Annotated in this window: 27 protein-coding genes; 19 read left to right on the plus strand and 8 right to left on the minus strand. The window is 41.8% G+C overall.

The window, feature by feature from the left end:
• The coding region (locus WA010_RS04590; protein WP_422555972.1) for a GTP-binding protein at nt 1–689 on the minus strand (689 nt) is incomplete at its 3' end.
• A gap of 65 nt (nt 690–754) precedes the next feature.
• On the opposite strand from WA010_RS04590, the gene WA010_RS04595 reads away from it, so the two are divergent.
• The 9 genes from WA010_RS04595 to WA010_RS04635 all read left to right on the plus strand — a co-directional run bounded on the left by WA010_RS04595 (nt 755) and on the right by WA010_RS04635 (nt 6,515).
• A complete protein-coding gene (locus WA010_RS04595; protein ID WP_422555973.1) occupies nt 755–1,204 on the plus strand; it encodes a phosphoribosyltransferase in 450 nt (149 codons plus the stop codon).
• Between the two features lie 69 nt (nt 1,205–1,273).
• A complete protein-coding gene (gene metK, locus WA010_RS04600) occupies nt 1,274–2,431 on the plus strand; it encodes a methionine adenosyltransferase (RefSeq protein WP_422555974.1) in 1,158 nt (385 codons plus the stop codon).
• Between the two features lie 113 nt (nt 2,432–2,544).
• Nucleotides 2,545–2,829, plus strand: coding sequence for a 4Fe-4S dicluster domain-containing protein (locus WA010_RS04605; protein ID WP_299991042.1), 285 nt, complete (start codon nt 2,545–2,547; stop codon nt 2,827–2,829).
• 166 nt (nt 2,830–2,995) lie between these two features.
• Nucleotides 2,996–3,409, plus strand: a complete 414-nt coding sequence (gene ndk / locus WA010_RS04610; protein WP_422555975.1) for a nucleoside-diphosphate kinase — start codon at nt 2,996–2,998, stop codon at nt 3,407–3,409.
• A gap of 5 nt (nt 3,410–3,414) precedes the next feature.
• Nucleotides 3,415–3,786 (plus strand): YceD family protein, encoded by a 372-nt coding sequence (locus WA010_RS04615; protein ID WP_422555976.1) that lies wholly within the window; start codon nt 3,415–3,417, stop codon nt 3,784–3,786.
• A gap of 102 nt (nt 3,787–3,888) precedes the next feature.
• Nucleotides 3,889–4,038, plus strand: a complete 150-nt coding sequence (gene rpmF, locus WA010_RS04620) for a 50S ribosomal protein L32 (protein ID WP_013461018.1) — start codon at nt 3,889–3,891, stop codon at nt 4,036–4,038.
• Between the two features lie 3 nt (nt 4,039–4,041).
• On the plus strand, nt 4,042–5,037 hold the full coding sequence (plsX, locus tag WA010_RS04625; protein WP_422555977.1) for a phosphate acyltransferase PlsX: 996 nt from the start codon (nt 4,042–4,044) through the stop codon (nt 5,035–5,037).
• 20 nt (nt 5,038–5,057) lie between these two features.
• On the plus strand, nt 5,058–6,056 hold the full coding sequence (locus WA010_RS04630; protein WP_422555978.1) for a beta-ketoacyl-ACP synthase III: 999 nt from the start codon (nt 5,058–5,060) through the stop codon (nt 6,054–6,056).
• 90 nt (nt 6,057–6,146) lie between these two features.
• On the plus strand, nt 6,147–6,515 hold the full coding sequence (locus tag WA010_RS04635; protein ID WP_422555979.1) for an HIT family protein: 369 nt from the start codon (nt 6,147–6,149) through the stop codon (nt 6,513–6,515).
• 99 nt (nt 6,516–6,614) lie between these two features.
• Here WA010_RS04635 and WA010_RS04640 read toward each other — a convergent pair whose 3' ends face one another.
• On the minus strand, nt 6,615–8,207 hold the full coding sequence (locus WA010_RS04640; RefSeq protein ID WP_422555980.1) for a DEAD/DEAH box helicase: 1,593 nt from the start codon (nt 8,205–8,207) through the stop codon (nt 6,615–6,617).
• 322 nt (nt 8,208–8,529) lie between these two features.
• Here WA010_RS04640 and WA010_RS04645 point away from each other — a divergent pair, with 322 nt between their 5' ends.
• The gene (locus WA010_RS04645) at nt 8,530–8,733 is read left to right on the plus strand and encodes a hypothetical protein (protein WP_422555981.1); all 204 of its coding nucleotides are present in this window, start codon (nt 8,530–8,532) and stop codon (nt 8,731–8,733) included.
• Between the two features lie 21 nt (nt 8,734–8,754).
• On the opposite strand, the gene WA010_RS04650 is transcribed toward WA010_RS04645, so the two are convergent.
• Genes WA010_RS04650 through hemB form a run of 3 tightly spaced genes read right to left on the minus strand, consistent with a single transcriptional unit; the run spans nt 8,755 to nt 11,889 of the window.
• Entirely contained in the window at nt 8,755–9,945 is a 1,191-nt protein-coding gene (locus tag WA010_RS04650; RefSeq protein ID WP_422555982.1) for a multiheme c-type cytochrome, read from the minus strand.
• Nucleotides 9,946–9,953: 8 nt separating this feature from the next.
• The gene (gene argF, locus WA010_RS04655; RefSeq protein ID WP_422555983.1) at nt 9,954–10,877 is read right to left on the minus strand and encodes an ornithine carbamoyltransferase; all 924 of its coding nucleotides are present in this window, start codon (nt 10,875–10,877) and stop codon (nt 9,954–9,956) included.
• A 46-nt stretch (nt 10,878–10,923) separates the two neighbouring features.
• Nucleotides 10,924–11,889 (minus strand): porphobilinogen synthase, encoded by a 966-nt coding sequence (gene hemB, locus WA010_RS04660; protein WP_422555984.1) that lies wholly within the window; start codon nt 11,887–11,889, stop codon nt 10,924–10,926.
• A 75-nt stretch (nt 11,890–11,964) separates the two neighbouring features.
• Between hemB and ribA the strand changes: the two genes are divergently transcribed.
• From ribA to WA010_RS04680, 4 genes are read left to right on the plus strand one after another with little or no spacing between them, the layout of a single operon-like run.
• Complete coding sequence (gene ribA / locus WA010_RS04665) at nt 11,965–12,555, plus strand: GTP cyclohydrolase II (RefSeq protein WP_422555985.1); 591 nt, start codon at nt 11,965–11,967, stop codon at nt 12,553–12,555.
• On the plus strand, nt 12,548–13,126 hold the full coding sequence (gene rsmG / locus WA010_RS04670; protein WP_422555986.1) for a 16S rRNA (guanine(527)-N(7))-methyltransferase RsmG: 579 nt from the start codon (nt 12,548–12,550) through the stop codon (nt 13,124–13,126). Before ribA ends, rsmG begins: the two co-directional genes overlap by 8 nt.
• Before the next feature lie 2 nt (nt 13,127–13,128).
• Nucleotides 13,129–13,332 (plus strand): PP0621 family protein, encoded by a 204-nt coding sequence (locus WA010_RS04675; RefSeq protein WP_422555987.1) that lies wholly within the window; start codon nt 13,129–13,131, stop codon nt 13,330–13,332.
• A gap of 3 nt (nt 13,333–13,335) precedes the next feature.
• A complete protein-coding gene (locus WA010_RS04680; protein ID WP_422555988.1) occupies nt 13,336–13,728 on the plus strand; it encodes a hypothetical protein in 393 nt (130 codons plus the stop codon).
• A 70-nt stretch (nt 13,729–13,798) separates the two neighbouring features.
• On the opposite strand, the gene WA010_RS04685 is transcribed toward WA010_RS04680, so the two are convergent.
• The gene (locus tag WA010_RS04685) at nt 13,799–14,815 is read right to left on the minus strand and encodes an alanine racemase (protein WP_422555989.1); all 1,017 of its coding nucleotides are present in this window, start codon (nt 14,813–14,815) and stop codon (nt 13,799–13,801) included.
• Nucleotides 14,816–14,932: 117 nt separating this feature from the next.
• On the opposite strand from WA010_RS04685, the gene WA010_RS04690 reads away from it, so the two are divergent.
• Together WA010_RS04690 and WA010_RS04695 are read left to right on the plus strand one after the other, a co-directional pair.
• Nucleotides 14,933–15,946, plus strand: coding sequence for an agmatine deiminase family protein (locus WA010_RS04690; RefSeq protein WP_422555990.1), 1,014 nt, complete (start codon nt 14,933–14,935; stop codon nt 15,944–15,946).
• 170 nt (nt 15,947–16,116) lie between these two features.
• A complete protein-coding gene (locus WA010_RS04695; protein WP_422555991.1) occupies nt 16,117–18,120 on the plus strand; it encodes a TonB-dependent receptor in 2,004 nt (667 codons plus the stop codon).
• Nucleotides 18,121–18,139: 19 nt separating this feature from the next.
• Here WA010_RS04695 and WA010_RS04700 read toward each other — a convergent pair whose 3' ends face one another.
• Entirely contained in the window at nt 18,140–18,709 is a 570-nt protein-coding gene (locus WA010_RS04700) for an NUDIX domain-containing protein (protein ID WP_422555992.1), read from the minus strand.
• 9 nt (nt 18,710–18,718) lie between these two features.
• Nucleotides 18,719–19,912, minus strand: coding sequence for a peptidoglycan DD-metalloendopeptidase family protein (locus WA010_RS04705; protein ID WP_422555993.1), 1,194 nt, complete (start codon nt 19,910–19,912; stop codon nt 18,719–18,721).
• Between the two features lie 210 nt (nt 19,913–20,122).
• On the opposite strand from WA010_RS04705, the gene WA010_RS04710 reads away from it, so the two are divergent.
• From WA010_RS04710 to WA010_RS04720, 3 genes are all read left to right on the plus strand, one after another.
• The gene (locus tag WA010_RS04710; RefSeq protein ID WP_422555994.1) at nt 20,123–20,917 is read left to right on the plus strand and encodes a plasminogen-binding N-terminal domain-containing protein; all 795 of its coding nucleotides are present in this window, start codon (nt 20,123–20,125) and stop codon (nt 20,915–20,917) included.
• Between the two features lie 2 nt (nt 20,918–20,919).
• Nucleotides 20,920–22,305, plus strand: coding sequence for an FAD-linked oxidase C-terminal domain-containing protein (locus tag WA010_RS04715; RefSeq protein WP_422555995.1), 1,386 nt, complete (start codon nt 20,920–20,922; stop codon nt 22,303–22,305).
• A 3-nt stretch (nt 22,306–22,308) separates the two neighbouring features.
• The coding region (locus WA010_RS04720) for a YihY/virulence factor BrkB family protein (RefSeq protein WP_422555996.1) at nt 22,309–23,018 on the plus strand (710 nt) is incomplete at its 3' end.

Here is a 23,018-nt window from a genome sequence, read left to right on the forward strand (position 1 = left end):
TACTCTTTAACGATTCCACGATACGCCTCTTCAAGTGCTTCGATCGACGTCTCCTCTTCTTCATCATCCGCTTCAGGAATAAAGAACCCATCGTCCTCATCCTCTTCGAACTCGTCATCATCCGAAGAGGCTTTTAGTGCTGCATCAAATCCGTCCATCTCATCTTCTTCTACCGTTTCACCCTCAGGCTTAACGATAGAAGATTCTGGGAGTTCAGAAGCGATCCAATTTAAAAGTGGCAAAACCGAACGGTTATGAGATACTGAGATACCGAAAATGCGTTCTGTCCCGAACTCATAATATTCCCAAAGCTTCTCTTGCATCTTGTCATTATCGATTTTATTCACAACCAACGCAATCGCTTTTCCCATCGATTCAAGTTCATAAAAAAGTTTTTTATCATCCTCTTCAGGGAGGCTTTTACCGTCTACCATAAAGAGGATGATATCGGCTTCATGTGCCGCTTTAAGAGATTTTTCTTTGATTCGATCGAAGAGTTCACACCCCTCATCCAAACCTCCCGTATCGAGAATTTCCACCTCTTTATCTACCACAACGGCAACACGTTTTTTGACATCACGTGTTGTCCCTGCTTGTTCAGAGGTGATAGCATCGCGCTGTTTGAGAAGACGATTAAAGAGGGAACTTTTGCCGACATTTGGACGGCCGATAATAGCTAACTTTTTCATAGTAGCCTTTTTTAAAAATTAATCCTTTATTATAGCGTAGGTGCCCTTATGGTATAATTTTATTTATGATTACCTACAGCTATGAACACTTTAAAAATGATCTTCAACCCCTAAGTTCCTTATGTAAACCTTTCCAACCCGACACCATCGTTGCCGTTGCGAGAGGGGGAATGACCCTAGCACACGCACTTGCCATGTCGTTAGATATTCGTAATCTTCAAAGTATACGAATCGAAAGCTATGATGATACGATACAACGTGAAGCTGTAACGATATTAGGCTCATGCAATTTACAAACCTCAACAAATGTTTTAATCGTTGATGATATTGTGGACAGCGGTGCCACATTATCTGCCCTTATGCCTATTTTTATGGGACAATATCCCCATTGCCATTTTAAAATTGCAACCCTCTTTATGAAACCTACTGCGCTTATTCAACCCGATTTTTCCTTACATGAAGCTACCGATTGGATCGATTTCTTTTGGGAAAGAGATTATCTGCAAAGCCATTAAAAAACTTAAAACACAATACGATATAATCCGCCCAACCACAAATATTTAACATTTCCTCTAAGGATATATATGCCTAAAGAATACATTTTCACCTCTGAATCGGTCACCGAGGGGCATCCCGATAAAATGGCGGATCAAATCAGTGATGCGATTCTCGATTACATTATCGAACACGATCCAAAAGCACGTGTAGCCTGTGAAACTCTCGTTTCCAACGGTTTTTGCGTTATCGCAGGCGAGCTTAAAACCACTGCATACGCTCCGATGCAAGAGATCGCCCGTCAAGTGGTTCGTGAAATTGGCTATACCGATGCAACGTATGGATTTGATTACCGCTCATGCGCCGTCTTGAACGGTATCGGTGAACAATCCCCCGACATTAACCAAGGTGTTGACCAAGAAGACGGTGAAATCGGTGCAGGAGATCAAGGTCTTATGTTCGGCTATGCGTGTAAAGAGACTGACGTATTGATGCCGTTACCGATCTACCTTTCTCACCGCCTTGCGGAGCGTTTAGCTCAAGTACGTAAAGAGGGGATCATCCCATACCTCCGTCCTGATGGTAAAACTCAAGTGAGTATCAAATACGTCGATGACAAACCGGTTTCTGTTGAAACGGTTGTCGTTTCGACACAACATGCCCCTGAAATCTCTCAAGAGAAACTTCACGCTGATGTTATCGAAGAGGTGATCAAATACGTTATCCCTCACGAATTGATGTCTCCAAATATCATCTATCACATCAACCCAACAGGAAAATTCGTCATCGGCGGTCCTCAAGGAGATGCAGGACTTACAGGACGTAAAATTATCGTTGATACCTACGGCGGAGCATGTCCTCACGGCGGTGGAGCCTTCAGCGGAAAAGATCCGACTAAAGTGGACCGTTCTGCTGCGTATGCCGCCCGCTACGTCGCCAAAAATCTTGTCGCATCGGGCGCATGTGAAAAAGCAACGATTCAAGTGTCCTATGCCATTGGTGTCGTTAAACCCATCTCCATCATGGTCAACTCCCATGGAACATCGATAGTTCCGGAAGAAAAACTCGAAGCGTGCGTTAAAGAGCTTTTTAACCTTACCCCAAAAGGGATCATTGAATCTCTTGATCTTCTACGACCGATTTATCGAAAAACAGCGGCATATGGTCACTTTGGACGTGAACTTCCAGAATTTTCATGGGAAAAAACAGACAAAGTGGATGCAATCAAAGCCTATCTAGGTCTCTAACTTACACTTCCGTAACACTCTCAAAATAATCTTCATACACCCACCTTTTTTTTAGGTGGGTTTAAAATTCTTCTGTTATAGTTACCTCATATTTATCAACCAAGGAGAACCCTATGGCAGTAGTCATTAATGATACCTGTATTAACTGCGGAGCTTGCATCGACGAGTGTCCGGTAGAAGCGATTGTAGACGAGGACGATAACCCAACGGGTGAAGAAGTCTATTACGTTTATGCTGACAAATGTGTCGAGTGTGTCGGTCACCATGATGAGCCTGCGTGTGCAACAGCTTGTCCAACTGAGGGTTGTATCACATGGGATGAAATCGGTGCTAGTCCTGCTCACCGTGATGATGTTACCGCCGATATGCGTTCTTCAAAAGCAAACGTCGTCAATTAATTTTATTCAAAAAACGCCAAAGGAATCAAAACCCTTTGGTCGCATGTTTGTCCTTTTAAAGTATACTTTTATCCTGTCTATTATTATTTCCACATCTTTAATCTTACTTAAATTATTATTTCGCTATAATCCCGTTCTATTTTTTACACACAAAACAGGAGCATTGATGGAACAAACATTGTCAATCATCAAGCCAGACGCCGTAGCAAAAGGTGTCATCGGTAAAATTTTGGATCGTTTCGAAAGTAACAGTCTTAAAATCGCGGCTATGAAAAAAGTTCAACTCTCACGTCAAGACGCTGAAGCGTTTTACGCAGTACACGCTGCACGCCCTTTTTTCAACGACCTCGTTGATTTCATGGTAAGTGGTCCGGTTGTTATCACCGTTCTTGAGGGTGAAAATGCTATCCTTAAAAACCGTGATTTGATGGGTGCAACAAACCCTAAAGAAGCGGCAGCGGGAACTATCCGTGCTGATTTCGCTGAAAATATCGATGCTAATGCGGTTCACGGAAGTGACTCAGCAGAAAATGCGGCAATCGAAATCGCATTTTTCTTTTCAGGGCGCGAAATTTCGTAATCGCCATGAAGATAGCATTTAAAAAATTGGGCTCACAACCGCTTCATTTTGAGGAAAATAGTGACAATGCTGTTTTTTCGGGTGATTTAATCCTGAAAAAAAGCAATCTTGCCCAATTAAACGGTACAATTACGGGGAGTATTTCGATTCCTTGCGATATTTGTGCCGAAGAAGTAGAGAAGTCTTTAAATGAAGAGATCTCTTTTTACCTAAGCGATGGGATATATGAAGGCAACGACGAAGAGTTGGATGTCGTCGAAATCGGTCAATCAATGATTGATATGGAAGAGCTTCTCAAATCGGAAATCGAACTGATCAAAAGCGACTATTTTTGTTGCAAAAACTGCGAAGGAATCTCGTTAGATCGAGAATTCTGATTGCGAAGCTGGATATCCTGTTAGCAGGGAAACCAAGTGTTAACATAACCGAAGGGATATATTCTCTCGGTATTTAAATTTAAATAGAAAGGGATAAATACTATGGCAGTACCTAAAAGAAGAGTGAGTCATTCACGCGCCGCAAAACGCAGAACTCACTATAAAATTTCTCTTGCACGTCCAGTTAAAGATAAAGACGGCACGTACAAATTGTCTCACTATGTCAATCCGACAACCGGTGAGTATAAATAATCGATGATTAGAATTGCAATTGATGCAATGGGCGGGGACTTTGGTCCCGAACCGATTGTTAAAGGGACACTTGAAGCACTCAAAGAAAAGAGTTTTCAACCAATTCTAGTTGGTAAAAAAGATGAAATCTTATCTTTATTACCTAAGGGCTATAAAGATAAGATTTTAATTGTCGAAGCGAATGACGTTATCAATATGGGTGATGCGGCCACCGATGCACTTAAACGCCAAGAGAGCTCTATCTACAAAGCGATAGAGTTAGTCCGCAACGGTGAAGCAGACGGTGTTGTCAGCGCAGGGCACAGCGGTGCAACCATGACGTTGGCAACACTTCGACTCGGACGGCTCAAAAATGTCTTACGCCCCGCATTGGTCACATCGATGCCGACCAAAAGTGGTAAACGAAGTATCTTGATGGATGCCGGTGCCAATGTAGATTGTAAAGCCGAGCACCTATTCCAATTTGGCATTATGGGGTACTATTATGCCAAAGATATGTTCAAAATAGATGCTCCACGGGTCGGTTTACTCGCCAATGGTGAAGAAGATTCCAAAGGAAACGAAATCACTAAAGAGACATTCAAAATGCTTGAAGGACAAAAAGGTTTTATCGGTAACGTTGAAGGTAATAATATTTTTGATGGTAGCTGTGATGTCATTATATGTGATGGATTTATCGGTAACCTCGTTCTTAAAGCATCTGAAGGGGTAGCTTCAACAATTGGTTACTTTATAAAAGAGTATATTCGAAAATCTCCAATAGCTATTACCGGTGCACTCTTAATGCGAAAAGTCTTTAAATTGCTCAAAAAACAAATCGATTATGCTGAAATCGGTGGTGCTCCTTTGGTCGGAATCAAAGGTTGTGCCATTGTCAGTCACGGTAAAAGTAATTCAAAAGCAATAAAAAACGCTATTTTTCAAGCTATCCGATATGTTAATACCGGAGTCAATGAACATATTGAAAATCGCCTTGAAGAGCTAAAAAATAACCGTTGATCCCTTAATAAAGGCTAATTATGTACGCTGCGTTTCGTTCTATTGGAGCTTATGTTCCCACTAAAATCCTTACCAATACTGAACTTGAAGTAATGGTTGATACCAGTGATGAGTGGATCACAAAACGTACCGGAATCAAAGAGCGTCATATTGCGGCCGAAAATGAAACTACCAGTGATATGGGTGTCAAAGCGGCGGAACTAGCACTTGAGCGAAGTGGAATTGCCAAAAATGAAATCGATATGCTCATTTGCGCTACTATCTCTCCTGATTATTTTTGTATGCCTTCCACTGCTACCATCATCGCAACCAAACTTGGCCTAGAAAAAGTTACCGCTTTTGACATATCCGCTGCATGTACCGGATTTGTTTATGCCCTTAGTGTTGCCAAAGCATTTATCGAATCAGGGATGAAAAAAAATATTCTCATCATCGGAGCTGAGCGACTTAGCAGTATTACCGACTACACCGATCGCGGAACCTGTATCCTCTTTGGTGATGGTGCCGGTGCAGCTATTATAAGTGCAACAGAAAATAAAGATGAAGCCCTCATCGATATTCATACCGGTTCAGATGGTTCATTTGCCGATTTACTTATGACACCGAACGGCGGAAGTGGCTCTGCACATGATGAGATTGACCGCGAGCGTGCCGGATGCTTTATGCGTATGAAAGGGAACGAAACCTTTAAAGTAGCGGTTCGTACCCTCACCAGTGACGTTATCGATATTTTAGAACAAAACAATATCGCTTCATCCAGCATTAAACACTTCGTACCTCATCAAGCCAATTACCGTATTATCAAAGCAGTCGGCGATGCGCTTGAGCTTAAAGAAGAACAAGTAGTACTCACGGTAGAGAAATACGGCAATACTTCCGGTGCTTCTATCCCTATGGCAATCAATGATATTTACGAATCAGGACGCTTACAAGAGGGGGATTTGATGCTCCTCGATGCTTTTGGTGGTGGTTTAACATGGGGTAGTGCTTTGGTTCCGTTTGCGGGAAAAGGGATTTAGTTCGTCATGCCGTACTTGATACGGCATCCATCTTTTTTAATTAAACTTCTGGATTCCTAATCAAGTTGGGAATGACAAACGAGGTCTTTTATGATTTATTCCAACTCTCTTATTTACATTGAAATTCACGAATCCGAAATCCCTTGGTTAAAAATCTTTACACAAACTCCTCATAAAGAGTTCTCTGACTGCTCAAGTGAAGAGAAAAAAATAATTTGGGAAGCACTCGACATTATTGAGAAAGAGATGCTCTCTTATTTCAACCCTACTAAAATCAATATCGCCTCATTTGGGAATATGTTACCGAGAGTCCATTGGCATGTTATGGCACGCTTTGAAAATGACAGCTATTTTCCAGAACCGATGTGGGGGATGAAACAAAGAGAGAAGTTTGAATTAGACTCACCGATGGAGCCATTTTTAGAGAAGATCAAACGAGAGCTAGATTCTCATTTATAATTCTCCCGTATCATGTGTGATACGGGTAGCTTTAGGGGGTTGTAGGGACATTTGTCCCTGCCACTTTTCGGGCTTTGCCAAAAAAGTGCATAACATCAACTAGTAGCGTGGTTTTGGTTTCTGTCCACTGAAACTGCGTGAACGTTCACCGCGATCATTTCCGCCACGTTCTCCACCACCGCTTCGCTCACCGCCACCGCTACGTTCTCCGCCAGCGTTACGATCGTTATTTCCACGGTATCCACCTCCACCGCTACGGTTTCCACCGTTACGGTTACGGTTGAATCCGCCACTGCGTTGACCGCCGCGATCGTGTCGGTTTGCCAAATTGCTTAGGATTTTTTCCAAACGTTCCGCTGCGATACCGATATGATTCGGTCCTTGAACCGTGTTGCGTTCCATCAATACAGAGATCAATTTATACGCAATTTGCTCTTGATCGTAATCTTGTTTCAACAAATCAAGCACTTTATGCGCTTCATCGTAAACGTGTTGTTTTTCAATTTCATTAACCAAACGGGTAACTTGTGCCTCTTTAACATCCAATTTGCTTGGGATGTAAGCGTGTTCCATTGTTGTACCGACTTTTGCACGGATACGTTGAAGCTCTTTGAACTCAAGCGGAGTAACCAAAGTAATCGCAACTCCCTTTTTACCCGCACGCCCTGTACGTCCAATACGGTGAACATAGCTCTCAGGGTCAAATGGAATATGGTAGTTGAAAACGTGGGTAACATCATCGATGTGCAATCCGCGTGCCGCAACGTCGGTTGCGATCAGTACGTCAACCGCATCCGTTTTAAGCCCTTTAATAACACTTTCACGTTGACGCTGTTCCATATCACCGTGAAGCCCTTTTGCAGAGTATCCCGCTGCCGAAAGAACATTAGAAAGGCGATCAACTTCTTTTTTGGTACGACAAAATACAACTGTTTTTTTCGCATCTTCTGAATCCATAAGACGAATAATCGCATCATCACGCTCAGATTCTTCAATAACATAATATTGTTGTGTAATGTCAGTGTTAGTCGTCTCTGATTTAGTAATAGAAGCGAAAAATGGGTTCACCAAAATACGCTCAGCCAATTGCTTAATCGGAGCGGGCATTGTTGCTGAAAAGAGCAATGTTTGACGTTCACTCGGCAAATAGGTAAAAATTTCGTTGATATCGTCCAAAAAGCCCATGTCAAGCATTTCGTCCGCTTCATCCAAGATAACAGTTGATGGAGTAAAACCTTTGAGCATGTTACGGCTCAACATATCAAGCAAACGACCCGGAGTAGCGATGATCACTTGCGCACCACGCTCGATCAAATCCATTTGACGATTGTATGAGCTTCCGCCGTAAATTGTTACAGTACGAACACCCAAGTGTTTACCGTATTTGAAAATTTCATCACTTACTTGGTTCGCAAGTTCGCGTGTCGGAGTGATGATAAGGGTTTCAATTCCCCCTTTTAAATGCATTTTATTGAGTGCAGGAAGACCGAATGCGGCTGTTTTACCTGTACCTGTATGGGCTTGTCCAACAACGTCGCGCCCTTCCATAATAACAGGAATAACCATTTGCTGAATCGGACTCGGTGTTTTAAATCCTGCATAGTTGATACTTTGCATGATTTCTTTTCTCAGACCGAAAGATTCAAATGTTACCAAATTTTCGTCTGTGATTGCTTCTTCTATTACGTTCATAATAACCCTTTGTATATACGCCACCGAAAAACCTATTTCCGACCAGTTACGCTTGCCCACTCATGGGGGAGAGAAATTTTAATGAGGATAAGTTGGATTCTCATCCGCGAGGGCACCTTTGAAAAAGATTTTACAATCTCTTTAGAAGGTACCCAAAATTCAAATGGAATTATATCTAAAATTTTCATAAAGAATACTGACAATATCAGTATAGTAAAAGATAAAGATAACCTTTAGTTTCAAATCGTTTCTATTTTATCTTTTTTTTTTAATCTTTAAAAACTATACTTCCAGAAATGTATACTTAAATCAGGAGTCATTAATGTTCAATGTAAAAATGGAAAAAGAGTGTGGCTGTTTCAAACGAAGCGGTATGGAAAGTGTTAAAACATTTGAAAACAAAGATGACGCAATGGTTGAAGCACAGGAGTGGGCAACTGAGATGAATGAAACATTTTGTCAAAAACATAATTTTTTAATCGTTGAAGAGGGTAACGATCTTATCATCAAAGTAGAGATGAATTAAGGGGCTTATCCCCCCTTAAGCCTATAGTTTTAAATTTAATTTCTTAATCACCATCTTTTTTGACCAGATGGCCTCTTTCAACTCTAACATTTCTCGAACCTCATCATTCACCAATCGATAAGATACCACCACTGATACCTGATCTGCTCCCGCTACCATTGGTAAAGTAAATGTTTTTGATCCTAATGCCGGAATGGAGATATTTTGAACCGTTTTATCCGCCAAATGAGGAATCGTCGGTTTTCCCCGTTTGTTTAAAAAATGGGATGTTAATGACAAACTTTCTGTTTTAAGTGCTTTTCCGCCGCTGTAATATTGCGCATCGATTATGATTTCACGAGATCCAAATCCGCTTGGCAACGGATGCGGCTGAGGGTTACTCAACGTGACCGCCAAATTAGCTCCCGATTTTCGAGCATCCACTTTTAACGCACCTTGCCACATTGACTCGCTGTGAGCACCCTCAAAACCGTGTTCACGAATCAGCCGTTTTTTTGCATTTCCATTCACATCACGAAGAGTTGCAGCTACCCCTGATTTTCTAGATCCCATATGACAATCCACACACGCTTTCGAGCTATTTACAAACTCTGATTGCATATTGGTAAAACGATGCCCCTCTTCGGAGGTGTCGTTGGCATGACACACAAAACAGAGCTGATTGGGATTAGTATCCATAAAATCTCGTGCTACAACATTATGATAAGGGGATTTGGCATCATCATAAGGACCGCTCATTGTACCGCTTTTCATCCATGTTACCCGATGGATTCCCCGCTTCGAATCTGGAAGATTATCGTGAATTTGATCGATATTATGACAAACAACACAATTAATTCCTTCCGAAATCGTATTACTTCTCAATGCTTTGGATGCCGCCGTATCTTTATCGAGATTCAAAGCAGCAATCGCATCATATTCTGAAGATGTTGACGTAACTGAAATACGTGGATTATGACAAGATGCACACTCAATTTTAATGGTATTAAGCGATTTTCCATTACTCTTCCGTGCTACATAATCTATCGTTTTACGGAAATATTCATCGTTATCATAATGAGATTTAGAGTGCCAAGACTCTTCCCACTGCTTTACAATATGGCTATGACAGGCTTTGCATTTACTGGAATCTTTAAACTTATCACCCACTTTTACCGCTTCTGCGGCATAAAGACTCAAACTTAACACTACCAATAGCCATAATGAATGCATATTCTCTCCTAACAACGATATTTATTTAACCAAACCATTAACCCTTTTTGTGCATGCAAACGATTTTCCGCTTCTTCAAAAATCAAACTTTGAGCTCCTTCTAATACTGCTTCACTCACTTCAATACCACGATAGGCAGGGAGACAATGTAAAAATATTGCACCTTCATCCGCGTATGCCATGAGTGCTTCGTCTACAATGTATCCTTCAAAAGCACGTATTCGCTGCGCTTTTTCTTCTTCTTGTCCCATTGATATCCATGTATCTGTGGTTATAACTGTGGCACCTTTCACAGCTATTATTGGATCATTAGTAACCATAATTTTAGCACCACTTTGCTCAGCAAATGTCATCGCATCAGCGATAACGGCAGGATCACACTCGTATCCCTTTGGAGTTGCGATACGAAGTTCAAATCCAAGTTTAGAGGCGAGCATCAACCATGAGTGGGTCATATTGTTTCCATCTCCTACATAAGCAACAATCGGATTTTGATCTTTGCCACACTCCATCATTGTCATATAATCTGCCAAAAGTTGCACAGGGTGGTAGCTGTCACTCAATCCGTTAATCACAGGAACCTTTGAATATTGAGCAAACTCTTCTAGTTTACTTTGTTCATAGGTTCGTATCATTACCATGTCACACATCGAAGAGATTACACGAGCGGTATCTTTTACCGGTTCACCGCGCCCCAAATGGATATCGCGATTAGAGAGAAAAAGTGCATGACCTCCAAGCTGATACATCCCTACCTCGAAACTGACGCGTGTACGAGTAGAACTCTTCTCAAAAATCATTGCTAGAGTTTGATTCGCCAAACGCGGAACAAATGTTTTGGCTTTCACTTCGGCTTTTATCTGTAAACCTAAGTTGAGGATCTCTAAAATCTCCTCTTTGGTGTAATCTTTTAACGTTAAAAAATGTCTCACGTCATCCCTTCTATACAAAAAACAATCATATCATAAAAAAAATTTATTAATTCAAAAGTGCTGCTACTTCTTTAGCATGGTAACTGATGATAATATCAGCGCCAGCACGTTTAAACCCTACCATTGTCTCCATCATCACACGGTTATAATCGATCAGCCCTGCAGCACCTGCGTGTTTAAGCATCGCGTATTCGCCACTTACGTTATACACGGCAAGCGGTAATTGAGAAGCTTCACGAATATCACGGATAATGTCGAGATAAGCCAATGCCGGTTTCACCATCAAAATATCAGCACCTTGTGCTTCATCAATAAGGCTTTCACGTATCGCTTCACGGCGATTGGCCGGATCCATTTGGTACGTTGAGCGATCCCCGAAACTCGGAACCGATTCAGCAACATCACGAAATGGACCATAATAGCCGCTCGCGAATTTGGTCGAATAACTCATAATAGGGAGATTTACATATCCGCCGCCATCGAGTGCATCACGTAGTGTCGTAATGATTCCATCCATCATGCCCGAGGGCGCAATCATATCTACCCCTGCACGTGCATGAACAAGAGCTTGCTGCGCTGAGATTTCCAAGGTCAGATCATTATCCACTGTTTCATGGACGTGATCGAGAATTCCGCAATGTCCGTGATCAGTGTATTCGCAAAAACATAGATCGGTAACCACAAACATTGTAGGATACGCACGTTTAATAGCGCGAACTGCCGTCGCGATAATCCCATGATCACACAGAGCATCTGAACCCACCGAATCTTTTACTTCGGGGATACCGAATAAAATAATCGAATTAATCCCTAGTTTTTGTAACAGTTCACACTCATTTAAGATTTCATCCAAACTCATTTGATAAACACCCGGCATCGAAGTAACCTCATTTTTGATCCCTTCACCCGGTCGAACAAATAATGGATAAATAAAATCATTCACACCCACATGGGTTTCACGAACCAATGACCGCAGATGAGAATTAAGACGGGTACGACGAAAACGCTCCATAAAATAGCTCCAATATAAATAGTTAAAGCAAGTGTATCAAGTGTTAGATTAAGAAAAGAAAATTATAATTGCCACATGAATACAGAAATCCATTTTGAAAAATCCGCAATCGCTAATATGCCTAGTAAATATGGCAAATTTAAAATCCGTGCTTACAAAGAGGGGCATCAAGAACATCTCATCATCTTTACCGAGAATTTTGAGCAACAAGAATCACCATTAGTTCGTATCCATTCGGAGTGCCTTACCGGTGATACATTAGGCAGTATCAAATGTGACTGTAACAATCAGTTACACAAAGCGCTGAAATTGATAGCCATTGAAGGGGGGCTCCTCATCTATCATCGCCAAGAGGGTCGGAATATTGGCCTGCTCAATAAAATTAATGCCTACGCTCTTCAAGATCAAGGGCGTAATACTATTGAGGCTAATGTTGAACTTGGATTTGCACCTGATCAACGAACTTATGATGTCATCAAAGAAATATTCAAGGACTTTGGTTTGAAAAAAATTCGGCTTCTAACTAATAATCCAGCTAAAGTTGATGTTGTAGAAGAATTGCATATCGAAATAACCGAACGGGTTCCTGTCATCATTGATCCAAATCCCCATAATGAAGGATATTTACGTACTAAAAAAGAGTGTATGGGGCATCTCCTTGACTAACCTTCACCGATTAATAAAAGAACAAAATATCACTGTTCCTGAACTTTTCTTCAAACAAGCTGAACAATACAAAGTGCTACTAGTAAAATGGAATAAAATACACAATCTTACCGGAGCTAAAACACCGGCTCAAATCGATGATTTTATCGTCGATGCAATCACCCCTATCACCTTTTTGCCACCTCTTAAAAAAGCGATGGATATAGGAACCGGAGCCGGATTTCCGGGGATGATTTTAGCTTTTGCACTGCCGAATACCCATTTTACCCTTGTTGAGCCCCTCAGTAAACGTGCCAGTTTTTTACAATTTGTAAAGGCGGATTTAGGACTCCAAAATGTCGATGTTAAAGCGCTACGTGCTGAACAACTCCCAAGTGAGCCTTATGATCTTGTTACCTCTCGGGCGGTTACCGATACCCAAATGCTTCTCAAACTCTCTGAACCTTTTTGTAGCAACGGAACACTCTTGCTCTTTTACAAAGGGGAAAAAGTGTATGATGAAATCGATGAATCACTCGATTACACCATTATTGAAGCGCAAAGCCGCCACTATCTGCTCATAAAGAGATAACCATGTTAAAACTATTATTATTGATCGGTGTCTTAGTCGGAGTGTATTACGTTTTTTTCAAAAAAAAGGCTATTATGCCCCCATCTTCTGATAATTCACAAGAAGAGATGGTTCCGTGTGCCAAATGTAATACCTATGTACAGATCAAAGAGGCACTTAAACGCGATGGCAAATACTATTGCTGCAAAGAATGTTTAGAAGGATAAATCATGCTGTTATTCGGTCACCCTTACGTCCCCTCACAACCTTTTTACCATATTGATGCGATCGAAGCGATTGCTCACACTCCGGCGAATTCAGTCGTCACTCTGTTTTTTACCCCTGAGAATCTTGATATCATCGACTATCTAACGCAAAACAGTGTCCGATTTGCGCTTCATATCGAAACCATTACCGATGCTGTGATTGCGGAGAATCTTGGAGCATCGTATCTGATCGTTCTCCCTAAACACGCTGAAGCGATCCAAAAAGTAGCGGAACATTATCTTTTTGATGCCAAGGTTTTAGGCTATATCGAAGAGATGAACGATTTAGAAGAGTTGATCGAGATGGGGATGGATGGGGCGATTTTTTCGGATAGTATCATTAAAGTAAATTCTTAACTTCGTTCGCCCTGAGCTTGTCGAAGGTATGTTCATGGTTCGACAGGCTCACCACGAACGGTATATATATTTAATCAATCCATTCGCGTTTTAAATCTTTATCCAAACACGCCAGTATCTCGTATCCGATCGTCCCGACGGAGCGAGCATAGTGATTTGCATCATTAAAAATCAATAGTTCCTCTTTATCACTGGCGAATGCAGCGTTATCCATCGATATACGTCCTCGCAGTGCAATCCCCTCAGGGGTAACAAAGCAATTAGAGGCGAGACGATCCAGCCCATTCGCATATCCTAAATCATAGGTCGATATCACTTCATCGTTTTGAGCTTCGTAAATACCGTTATAGCCGACGCGTTCCCCTTTTTTGAGGATACGTGTCGCGATACGCTCTCCCCATAGAGAGAGTACCGGTTTAACCTCCGGCTGAGGAAGGGTTTTTTCCATTTCTAAACATCCATACAGAACGATTCCGACACGAACCATATCGTCTTTACATACCGCAGATCGAAATATCCCAGCGGAATTAGAGAGATGAAATCTTGGTTCCCACCCGTATTTTTTTGCTAATAATGATGCTTTGATTTTTACCTCATCGAAATTTCGACGCTGCCAAAACCATTCGCTGCTCAACGTATCCGAAGCGCGTAAATGGCTCATAACGCCGACACAGGTCAACCCTTTCTCATTCATACGAGTAAAGGCCACTTCAAGTTCATTGATCGCAACTCCGTTACGATGCATTCCCGTATCCACTTTTAACTCAACACGGCTCCCCTCACTAAACATCTCGATCGAATCAAGCGAGTTAATCACATAACTGTAATTTGCCTTTGGGAGAGTAGGCATATCCCCTAAAATAAGTACATTATCGAAATATTCAGCGATCTCATCCGCCTCACGTTCCAAACGGACTACCGCTTCTCTGATACCGTATTGTGACGCAGCTTCTGCTATCATAACAGCACCGTGTCCGTAAGCATTATCTTTTAAAACAACGGCGATTTTATTTTTTCCACCGACTTGGTGTGCAATAATATCGAGATTATGAATAAGTGCCTCGCGGCTAAGTTTGATCGATGCCATTATTATTTCCTGTTTGAACGCCAAAGGAATACATCCCTTCGGCTACGCTAGCCGCTAAGGCACTAAAGCTTGCTCCATTCGGAGCAGAATGTTAAAATTATAGTACAAGGTGAGTTAATGCGTTATTTCCCAGCCGAATTTGAACCTCAAAGTTTTGTCCAACTCATTTTTCCCCATCCGCAGAGTGATTGGGCACCCTATCTCGAAGAATCACGTGCGTGTTTTGTCAACATCGCCAATGCGGTTGCCCGATATCAGCCTTGTTTGCTCATTTGTGATGATGTTGAATTGGTCAAAAGCTATTTCCCTTCTCACGACAATCTGATCTTTGTAGCGTATCAGAGTGATGATACCTGGGCTCGTGATTGCAGTGCTCTGAGTGTCATTGATGAAGAGGAAGACGAAGCTCTGCTCCTCGATTTTACCTTTACCGGATGGGGCGGAAAATTCGATGCCACGCGAGATAATGCGATGAGTAAAACTATCGCTCACGTCTACGGCGCTCCGATGAAAAAGATCAATCTTATTTTAGAGGGAGGTGGAGTTGAGACCAATGCTAACGGTTCACTCCTCACCACCGCAGAATGTCTGTTGAATCCTAACCGTAACCCTCATTTATCCAAATCCCAAACCGAATCCATCCTCAAAAAAGAGTTCGGAGTGGAACAGATTTTATGGCTAAATCACGGCTATCTTGCGGGTGATGACACTGATAGCCACATCGATACCCTCGCCCGTTTTATCGATCATGATACCATCATGTATGTCAAATGTGACGATAAAACAGATGAGCATTATGATGCATTGAAAAAAATGGAAGAGGAGTTGAGAGCACTACGTGATATAGAAGGTGAGCCATTTAACCTAATCGCGTTACCTATGTGCTCACCCGTATTTTATGATGATGAGCGGCTCCCCGCTACCTATGCCAACTTTTTGATCATCAATGATGCGGTTTTGTTACCGATCTATAATGACTCGCACGATGATGAAGCAATCGCTATTTGTACAAAAGCATTTCATGGACGCGATATTATCCCAATAGAGTGTTCCATCCTTATCCGCCAACACGGATCACTCCACTGTGTGACAATGCAGTTTCCCGAAGAGGTAGGATTACGGGTGGAATAAAAGAGAAAATCCCGTGTAAAGAAAATAGCCTGAAGCGGCTAATAAAATAAGAGTTAAAAGCACTTGTTTTAGATTCAATTTCATGAATAAAAGTATAACGACTTAACACTAATGTAACACTTTCTCTCTACAATTCCCGTTAACACTATTGTAACATTTAAGGAATGTAGATGAAAAAATTAACTCTCCTCTCTATGGCGGCTGTTGCTGCGCTCGCCACTGAGCCTATCACAATTCAAAAAATCACTGTTGAGGCTTCAGGTTCTAAGGGAGATATTAAAAGTATCAACGCAGACGAAATCGTCAAATTCTCCCGCCAGTCAGATCTTGGAGAAATGCTCTCAGGCGCTCTCCCTGAAATCACTCACGTCCGAACAACCTCCATCGGCAATGACATTGTTCTACGCGGATTTAAAAAAGATAATATTAATATCACTATCGACGATGCAAAAGTGTGCGGAGCATGCCCGAATCGTATGGATCCTCCGGCTATGCACGTCTCATCGAGCCAAATTGCAAACGTAGAAGTCCAAGAAGGACCGTTTGATATCACTCAATTCGGTAGCCTCGGTGGTGCAATTAATGTTGTCACCAAAGATCCGAGCAAAGGGCTACATGGAGAAATCTCTGCAACACTAGGCAGCTATGATTATCGTAAAATCTCTACCACGGTAGAGGGGGGTAATGATACAGTTCAAGCCCTTGTCGGTTACAGCCGTGAAACCAGTGGTCAGTACAAAGACGGTGATGGGAAAACCATGGCTGAACAAGCCGATGGGGCACCTTCAGCTCAACGTTATTCAGCTGCACACAAAAATGACGATGCCTATGCTCGACAAAATTTCTGGGCAAAAATTGTCGGTAATATCGCTGATAATCAAAAATTAACCCTCAACTATTTCGGTGACCGTGCCGATGATGTCCTTTATGCACGCTATCCGATGGACGCCCTTAAAGATGATACCGATATGTTCAAAGCCAAATACCAACTTTTTAATCTCGGAGCTTTCTCGAATGAACTCCTCGTCGAAGCATACCATTCCAAAGTCGAACATGAAATGGGAACCGATTTTAGAGCATCGGCAACCTCTGCTGCGGCCACAATGGTATCACCTGTCGATGCAACAATCAAGGGAGTTCGTGTTGAAAATAGTGTTTCTCTTAATGAGATGGACGTTACTTTCGGACTTGACCTCTCAACACGTAATTGGAACGGAACAAAAGGCTCACGTCTCAATCCTTATGCGCAAATACAAATCCCTGATGCCGATACTGAGAACATCGGTCTTTATGCCAAAGCTTCCCAATCGATGGGTGCTTGGGATATCAGCGGGGGTCTCCGCTATGATGATACGAGTGTTGATGCTGATCAAAATTTAATGGCTACTGCAAAAGACCGTGATTACGACAATATCAGTGCCAATATCTTAGGACGTTATCACTACAACAACAATGGGAATCTTTTTGTCGGTATAGGGCAATCTTCTCGTGTTCCCGATGCACGAGAACTCTATTTTGCCAGTGTTGGAAACACCAACCTCAATGAAACAATCAATCGTGAAGTTGATATGGGAATCGAGCATACAATTGGAAACTTTCACCTCAAAGGAACCCTGTTCTATAGTGATTTAAAAGATTACATTTATGCCTATAAAGTTGTGGGATCAACAACCTCTTATGCAAATATTGATGCACGTATCATCGGAGGAGATATTACGGCTGATTACCTTCTCAGCAACGAGTGGAGTATAGAATCCGGTATCGCTTGTCAAAAAGGGGGGAAAAAGGATACCAATCAACTCGATGCACTCGCAACATTGCCACAAACCGATAAAGATTTAGCCGATATCCCACCACTTAAAGGGCGTATTGCTTTGGTATTCGATGACTCAAAGAACTATGCAGAAGCCGAATTTATTGCCGCGAAACACCAAACATACGATGAAAATAACGGAGAGCAAGCAATCGCAGGGTATGGACTACTCAATCTCAAATACGGTACCGAACTGGGTAGTGGTTTTTCTCTTACAGCAGGAATAAATAATTTCTTTGATCGTACCTATGCAGTCAGCAACAGCTATATCGGTCTAACAACAATCATGGAAGGCTCACAACCTCTCGTCCTCAACGAACCGGGTCGCAATTTCTACGCAACGCTAGCTTACAAATTCTAATCACATGCCCTTCGGGGCATCAACGTTTCGTCAACTCTTCATTCTCCAAAAACCAACCGAAGCCGAACATCAATCCCGGTGTTTTGGCTTTGGTCTCATTCATCACAAACACTTTCGCTTCAGCCACAGCTATCTCTACCACTTCGATCATCTCTACATCAACTCCGCCGCCCTCACTCACCCTCATCGATTCATTGACCCGTGCCATATAAAGGGTCTGGACCGATCCTGCAAATCCCACAGCCGTGTAAAATGAGGTTATTTTATGGATGTGATCCAATGGAACATAAAACCCGCACTCTTCTAAAATCTCTTCATGGGCAATCTCTACCAAAGATTTATCTTTATCCACAATTCCGGCACACAGCTCATACGTATAGCCATCATCGTTTTTAAGGTACACTGGGGGGCGAAATTGTTTTACGACCACAAACGTATCATGCTCTTCATGATACAAGAGAATCGCTACACTGTCGTGTACCTCTACCATATCCCATATTTTTGGTACCTCGTTTTGAAGGTATTGCATCCGTTTTGGCTTCACAAAATCGGAGTTTTCACACGCTACAATAGTGACATTTTTAATCATATTCACTTCTTAAAAAGGTTTTACTTTAAAGGTCTCACTGTCAACATAATAGGTTTCATGGAAATCAAAATGCGGTTTTCGAGTCGGTTTATTTTTCAATGCTTTTCTAAATTTTGCATCCATTTTATCCCGAATTGCGAGAAATGCTTTACGCTCTTTTCCACTGAACCCTTCGGTTTTTTTCTTCATGACACTGAGCGGATCGATAGCCGTACTCCCACGATACATACCAAAATGCAAATGGGGACCCGATGAGAGACCCGATGAGCCGACATAGCCGATCACATCTCCTTGTTTTACACTAGAGCCTGAATGAACACCAGCTTTAAATGATTTTTGGTGGGCATAAAGACTCGTCAACCCATTGCTATGACGTATTTTAATCGTTTTACCATAGCCTGATGTATAGCCTGCATAACTCACTCGCCCCTCACCCGTTGCTAAAATCGGTGTTCCCGGACGCGCACCGAAATCAACTCCCAAATGGGCACGATAACGGTGTAAGACCGGATGGTAACGCCGTTTGGTGAAACGGGAGGTTATACGGGCATTACGCATTGGTAATTTAAACAAAAATTTCTCATACTGCCCCCCCTTCTCATCATAAAATCGCCCATCGCTGTGACGGTAAATAGCCACACGTTTTCCATTTACTTCTACCATTGCACCATGCACTTCAGGCATCGAAAACGGTTTACCTAAACGATATTTCTGCGTATAGATCATTATAATCGGTGCACCGGGTTGCAACCCACGACGAAAATCAACCTTCCCTTTAAACATTTTTACAAAAATAGAAGCTAAATTTTTCGATCCTGTAGTTTTTAAAATATCATCATAAGGGAGAGTTTGAATCGGTACATAAAGAGTTTCAGTATATTCTTCACTAATGATCGGAACAACCTTCATCTGATAACGTCTTTTAGGGGTGAGATAAATCTGTAGTTGAAGTTCATCATTCACAGGTATTAAAATTTGACGAATAGTCTTTTTGTTATCCAATACCATTTGACAGTTGGCTGTAAACGGAATATCTTCTGTGAGTTTTTGATCTTCTTTATCGAGGTTATAGTAGAGAGAAAGGGGAAGTTTTTTACGCTCTAAAAAAGAGAGAAAACTTTCACCGTCTTTCCATTTAAAAGGTTTAACAGAGCCGCCGAAAAGGAGAAGGGGCAATAGTAATAATGCAAAAAAACGGCCCATTCTCATCCTCAGGTTTATCTCCCGTATCGTGAGCGATACGGGTAGCTTCAGGGGGTTGTAGGGACATTTGTCCCTGCCACTTTAGGGACTTAGTTCCTAAAGTGAATCACATCAGTGAAATAAAAAGAGCTAAATGATAGCAAAAATTCCATTTACAAAGATGTGTTAAGCTATAATCTCCGTTAATTATTTTACCAAAAGGTTACCATGATGCGCATATGGCTTACTACTTTTCTTACATGTAGCGTCTTGAACGCTTCCTCTATTATGACACCATTGCTTGATGTTAAAGAATCTCGTGCAGCAATTATTGCTGAAAACCTAAAAGAAGGAATGAGCGGTTTCATAGTACGTAAATTTGATGCTACCCATAATACAATTATTGCCAATGCTAAGGTTGAGCAAGTAAATCCTACCAATGGGCGTGCTATTTTACGACTTAGCGATTACGACGGGCTTCGCCAAAATTCACTTCCCAGTGGCAATTGGGTTCCACGTCCATCCGACATTGCCGTCCTAGCCAATGATTATGAGCGTGCTTTACTTATTGCCCCTAATGATGATAGCTATGAGACAATTACCAAAAGTATCCCCTCTGTGGCATGGATTCATCCTGATAACTATGCCACTTATCTCTCTCATGAAGGGCATCCTACCCCACTAAAAGAAGATTTCCAAAGCTACTGCACCGCCAATTCAATCGGTTTGCTTTACATCCAAAGTGCTGAAATACTTTTTACCCTTGATTGCAAAAGCTTTACCCTCTTGCAAACTTCACCTTCTCTCACAAAAGTACAAAAACAAGAAACTCCTTTTTACAGTCGTATCCCGACAATTCGTGCTGCATGGTGGGGCAAAGGGAGTTCACGGTTGGATAGCTTCGAACCTTATTATTTAGAGCAAATTGCTTTAAATAATTCAAAAAATAAAGAATTATATGAGCTCTACAAAGCAAAATTTAGTGATAAAAGTGCACTATTGCGTTATTTTGATTTGAAGGAATAACGATGCTCTCTTCCAGTGCCATCGACTTTTTTACCCATTTGCTCGGCAAAGAAAATGTTTACAGCGATAAAGCCCATCTCATTGCCTACAGTTATGATGCTACACGTGAGAAATTTGAGCCGGAAGCGGTTCTTTTTCCTCGCCATGAACAAGATGTCAGCGATATTTTACGTCACTGCAATGAGCACCGCATTGTGATCGTTCCGCGTGGAGCTGGTAGCGGATTTACCGGAGGAGCGTTGCCTTCTAATGGAGGTATCGTCCTCGCATTTGAAAAGCACATGAATAAAATCCTAGAGATCGATATGCAAAACATGGTGGCTATCGTCCAACCGGGTGTCGTCAATATGGAGCTCCAAAAAGCGGTTGAAGAGGTCGGTCTTTTCTATCCGCCCGATCCGGCATCACAAGAATATTCTACCATCGGCGGAAACGTCAATGAAAATGCGGGCGGTATGCGCGCCGCTAAATACGGAATTACCAAAGACTACGTCATGGCGATCCGTGCGGTACTCCCCAACGGTGATATTATCAAAGCAGGCAAACGGACGATCAAAGATGTCGCAGGATACAACATTGCGGGGATTTTGATCGCTTCAGAGGGTACACTCGCCGTTACCACCGAAGTAACCCTCAAACTCCTCTCCAAACCGAAAATGACCAAAACGGCGATGGGTATTTTCCCTACCGTAGGTAAAGCGATGGAAGCGGTTTATAAAACGATGGCAAGCGGTGTCACCCCTGTCGCGATGGAATTTTTAGATAACCTCACCATCCGTTCCGTAGAACAGGTCTATAAAAAAGGTCTCCCGATTGAAGCGGGAGCGATTCTCGTCACCGATGTGGACGGAAATCTCGAACAGGATCTCGATTTTCAACTTTCCCTCATCCAAAAAGTATTTCAAGAAAACGGATGCAGTGAGTTCAAAATAGCACGTGATAAGCAAGAAGCCAGCGACTTATGGTTTGCCCGCCGTAATGCAAGCCAATCACTCTCAGTCTATGGAAGTAAAAAAATTAATGAGGACGTCACAGTACCTCGCTCCGCTCTCCCTGAACTCCTCGAAAAATTTGACGCTATAGCCAAAAAGTACAACATCAACATCCCATGTTTCGGTCATACCGGTGATGGAAACGTCCATACCAATGTCATGGTAGATGGAAAAGACCCTGAGCAAGTCAAAATCGGTTACGAAGCGATCCGTGAAGTATTCCAAGCGACTATCGATCTCGGCGGAACCCTCAGTGGTGAACACGGTATCGGTCTCGCAAAAGCTCCCTATATGTCGATGGCATTCACCCCTGAAGAGATGGCTCTGTTTCAATCGATTAAACGGGCATTTGACCCCAACAATATTCTCAATCCATCTAAAATGGGGCTTGAGTAACGAATGAATTTAAAAGCGACATTAAGACATATACGACTCTTTTTTTTGATGCTTTTTGATCAGGAAATTAGTGTTTATGCTTCAAGTCTTAGCTTCTATACTATTTTTACTGTTGTACCATTGCTTATTATTTCACTCAGCCTTATCGCTAATGTTCCTGTATTTGAAGAACAATACGCCAAAATACAAATATTTATTTTTGATAATATTATGCCGGTACAAACAGCAGCAATTGCAGGATATCTCGAATCATTTTTTCAAAACTCGGTACAACTAGGAGTGATAGGTTTTACTACCACAATCATATCTTCACTGCTCTTTTTTCAAAATTTTGAGCATATTGCCGGTAAAATTTTCAAGACACCGAAGAGGGGGGTATGGGATACTATCACAACCTATTGGACCCTTATTACCCTTACACCGATTGCTTTAATTGCATCAATGAGTCTTAAAGCCTATCTGCAAACCAATATAAGTGGATTTGCTCTCAATGCTCTCTCTATTTTCCCTTTTCTCTTACTGTGGGGAATTTTCTTTTTGATCTATAAAATTGCCGTAAATGCAGAAGTTTCGATCAAAGCCGCTGCGATTAGCTCCTTTATTGTTGCTGTTGTATGGGGACTGGCTAAAAATAGTTTTATCCATTATGTCTTTTACAACAAAACCTATGCCACCATGTACGGCTCTTTTTCAGCCCTCATCTTTTTCTTCTT

Source organism: Sulfuricurvum sp. (genome assembly GCF_049305995.1).
GTDB lineage: Bacteria > Campylobacterota > Campylobacteria > Campylobacterales > Sulfurimonadaceae > Sulfuricurvum.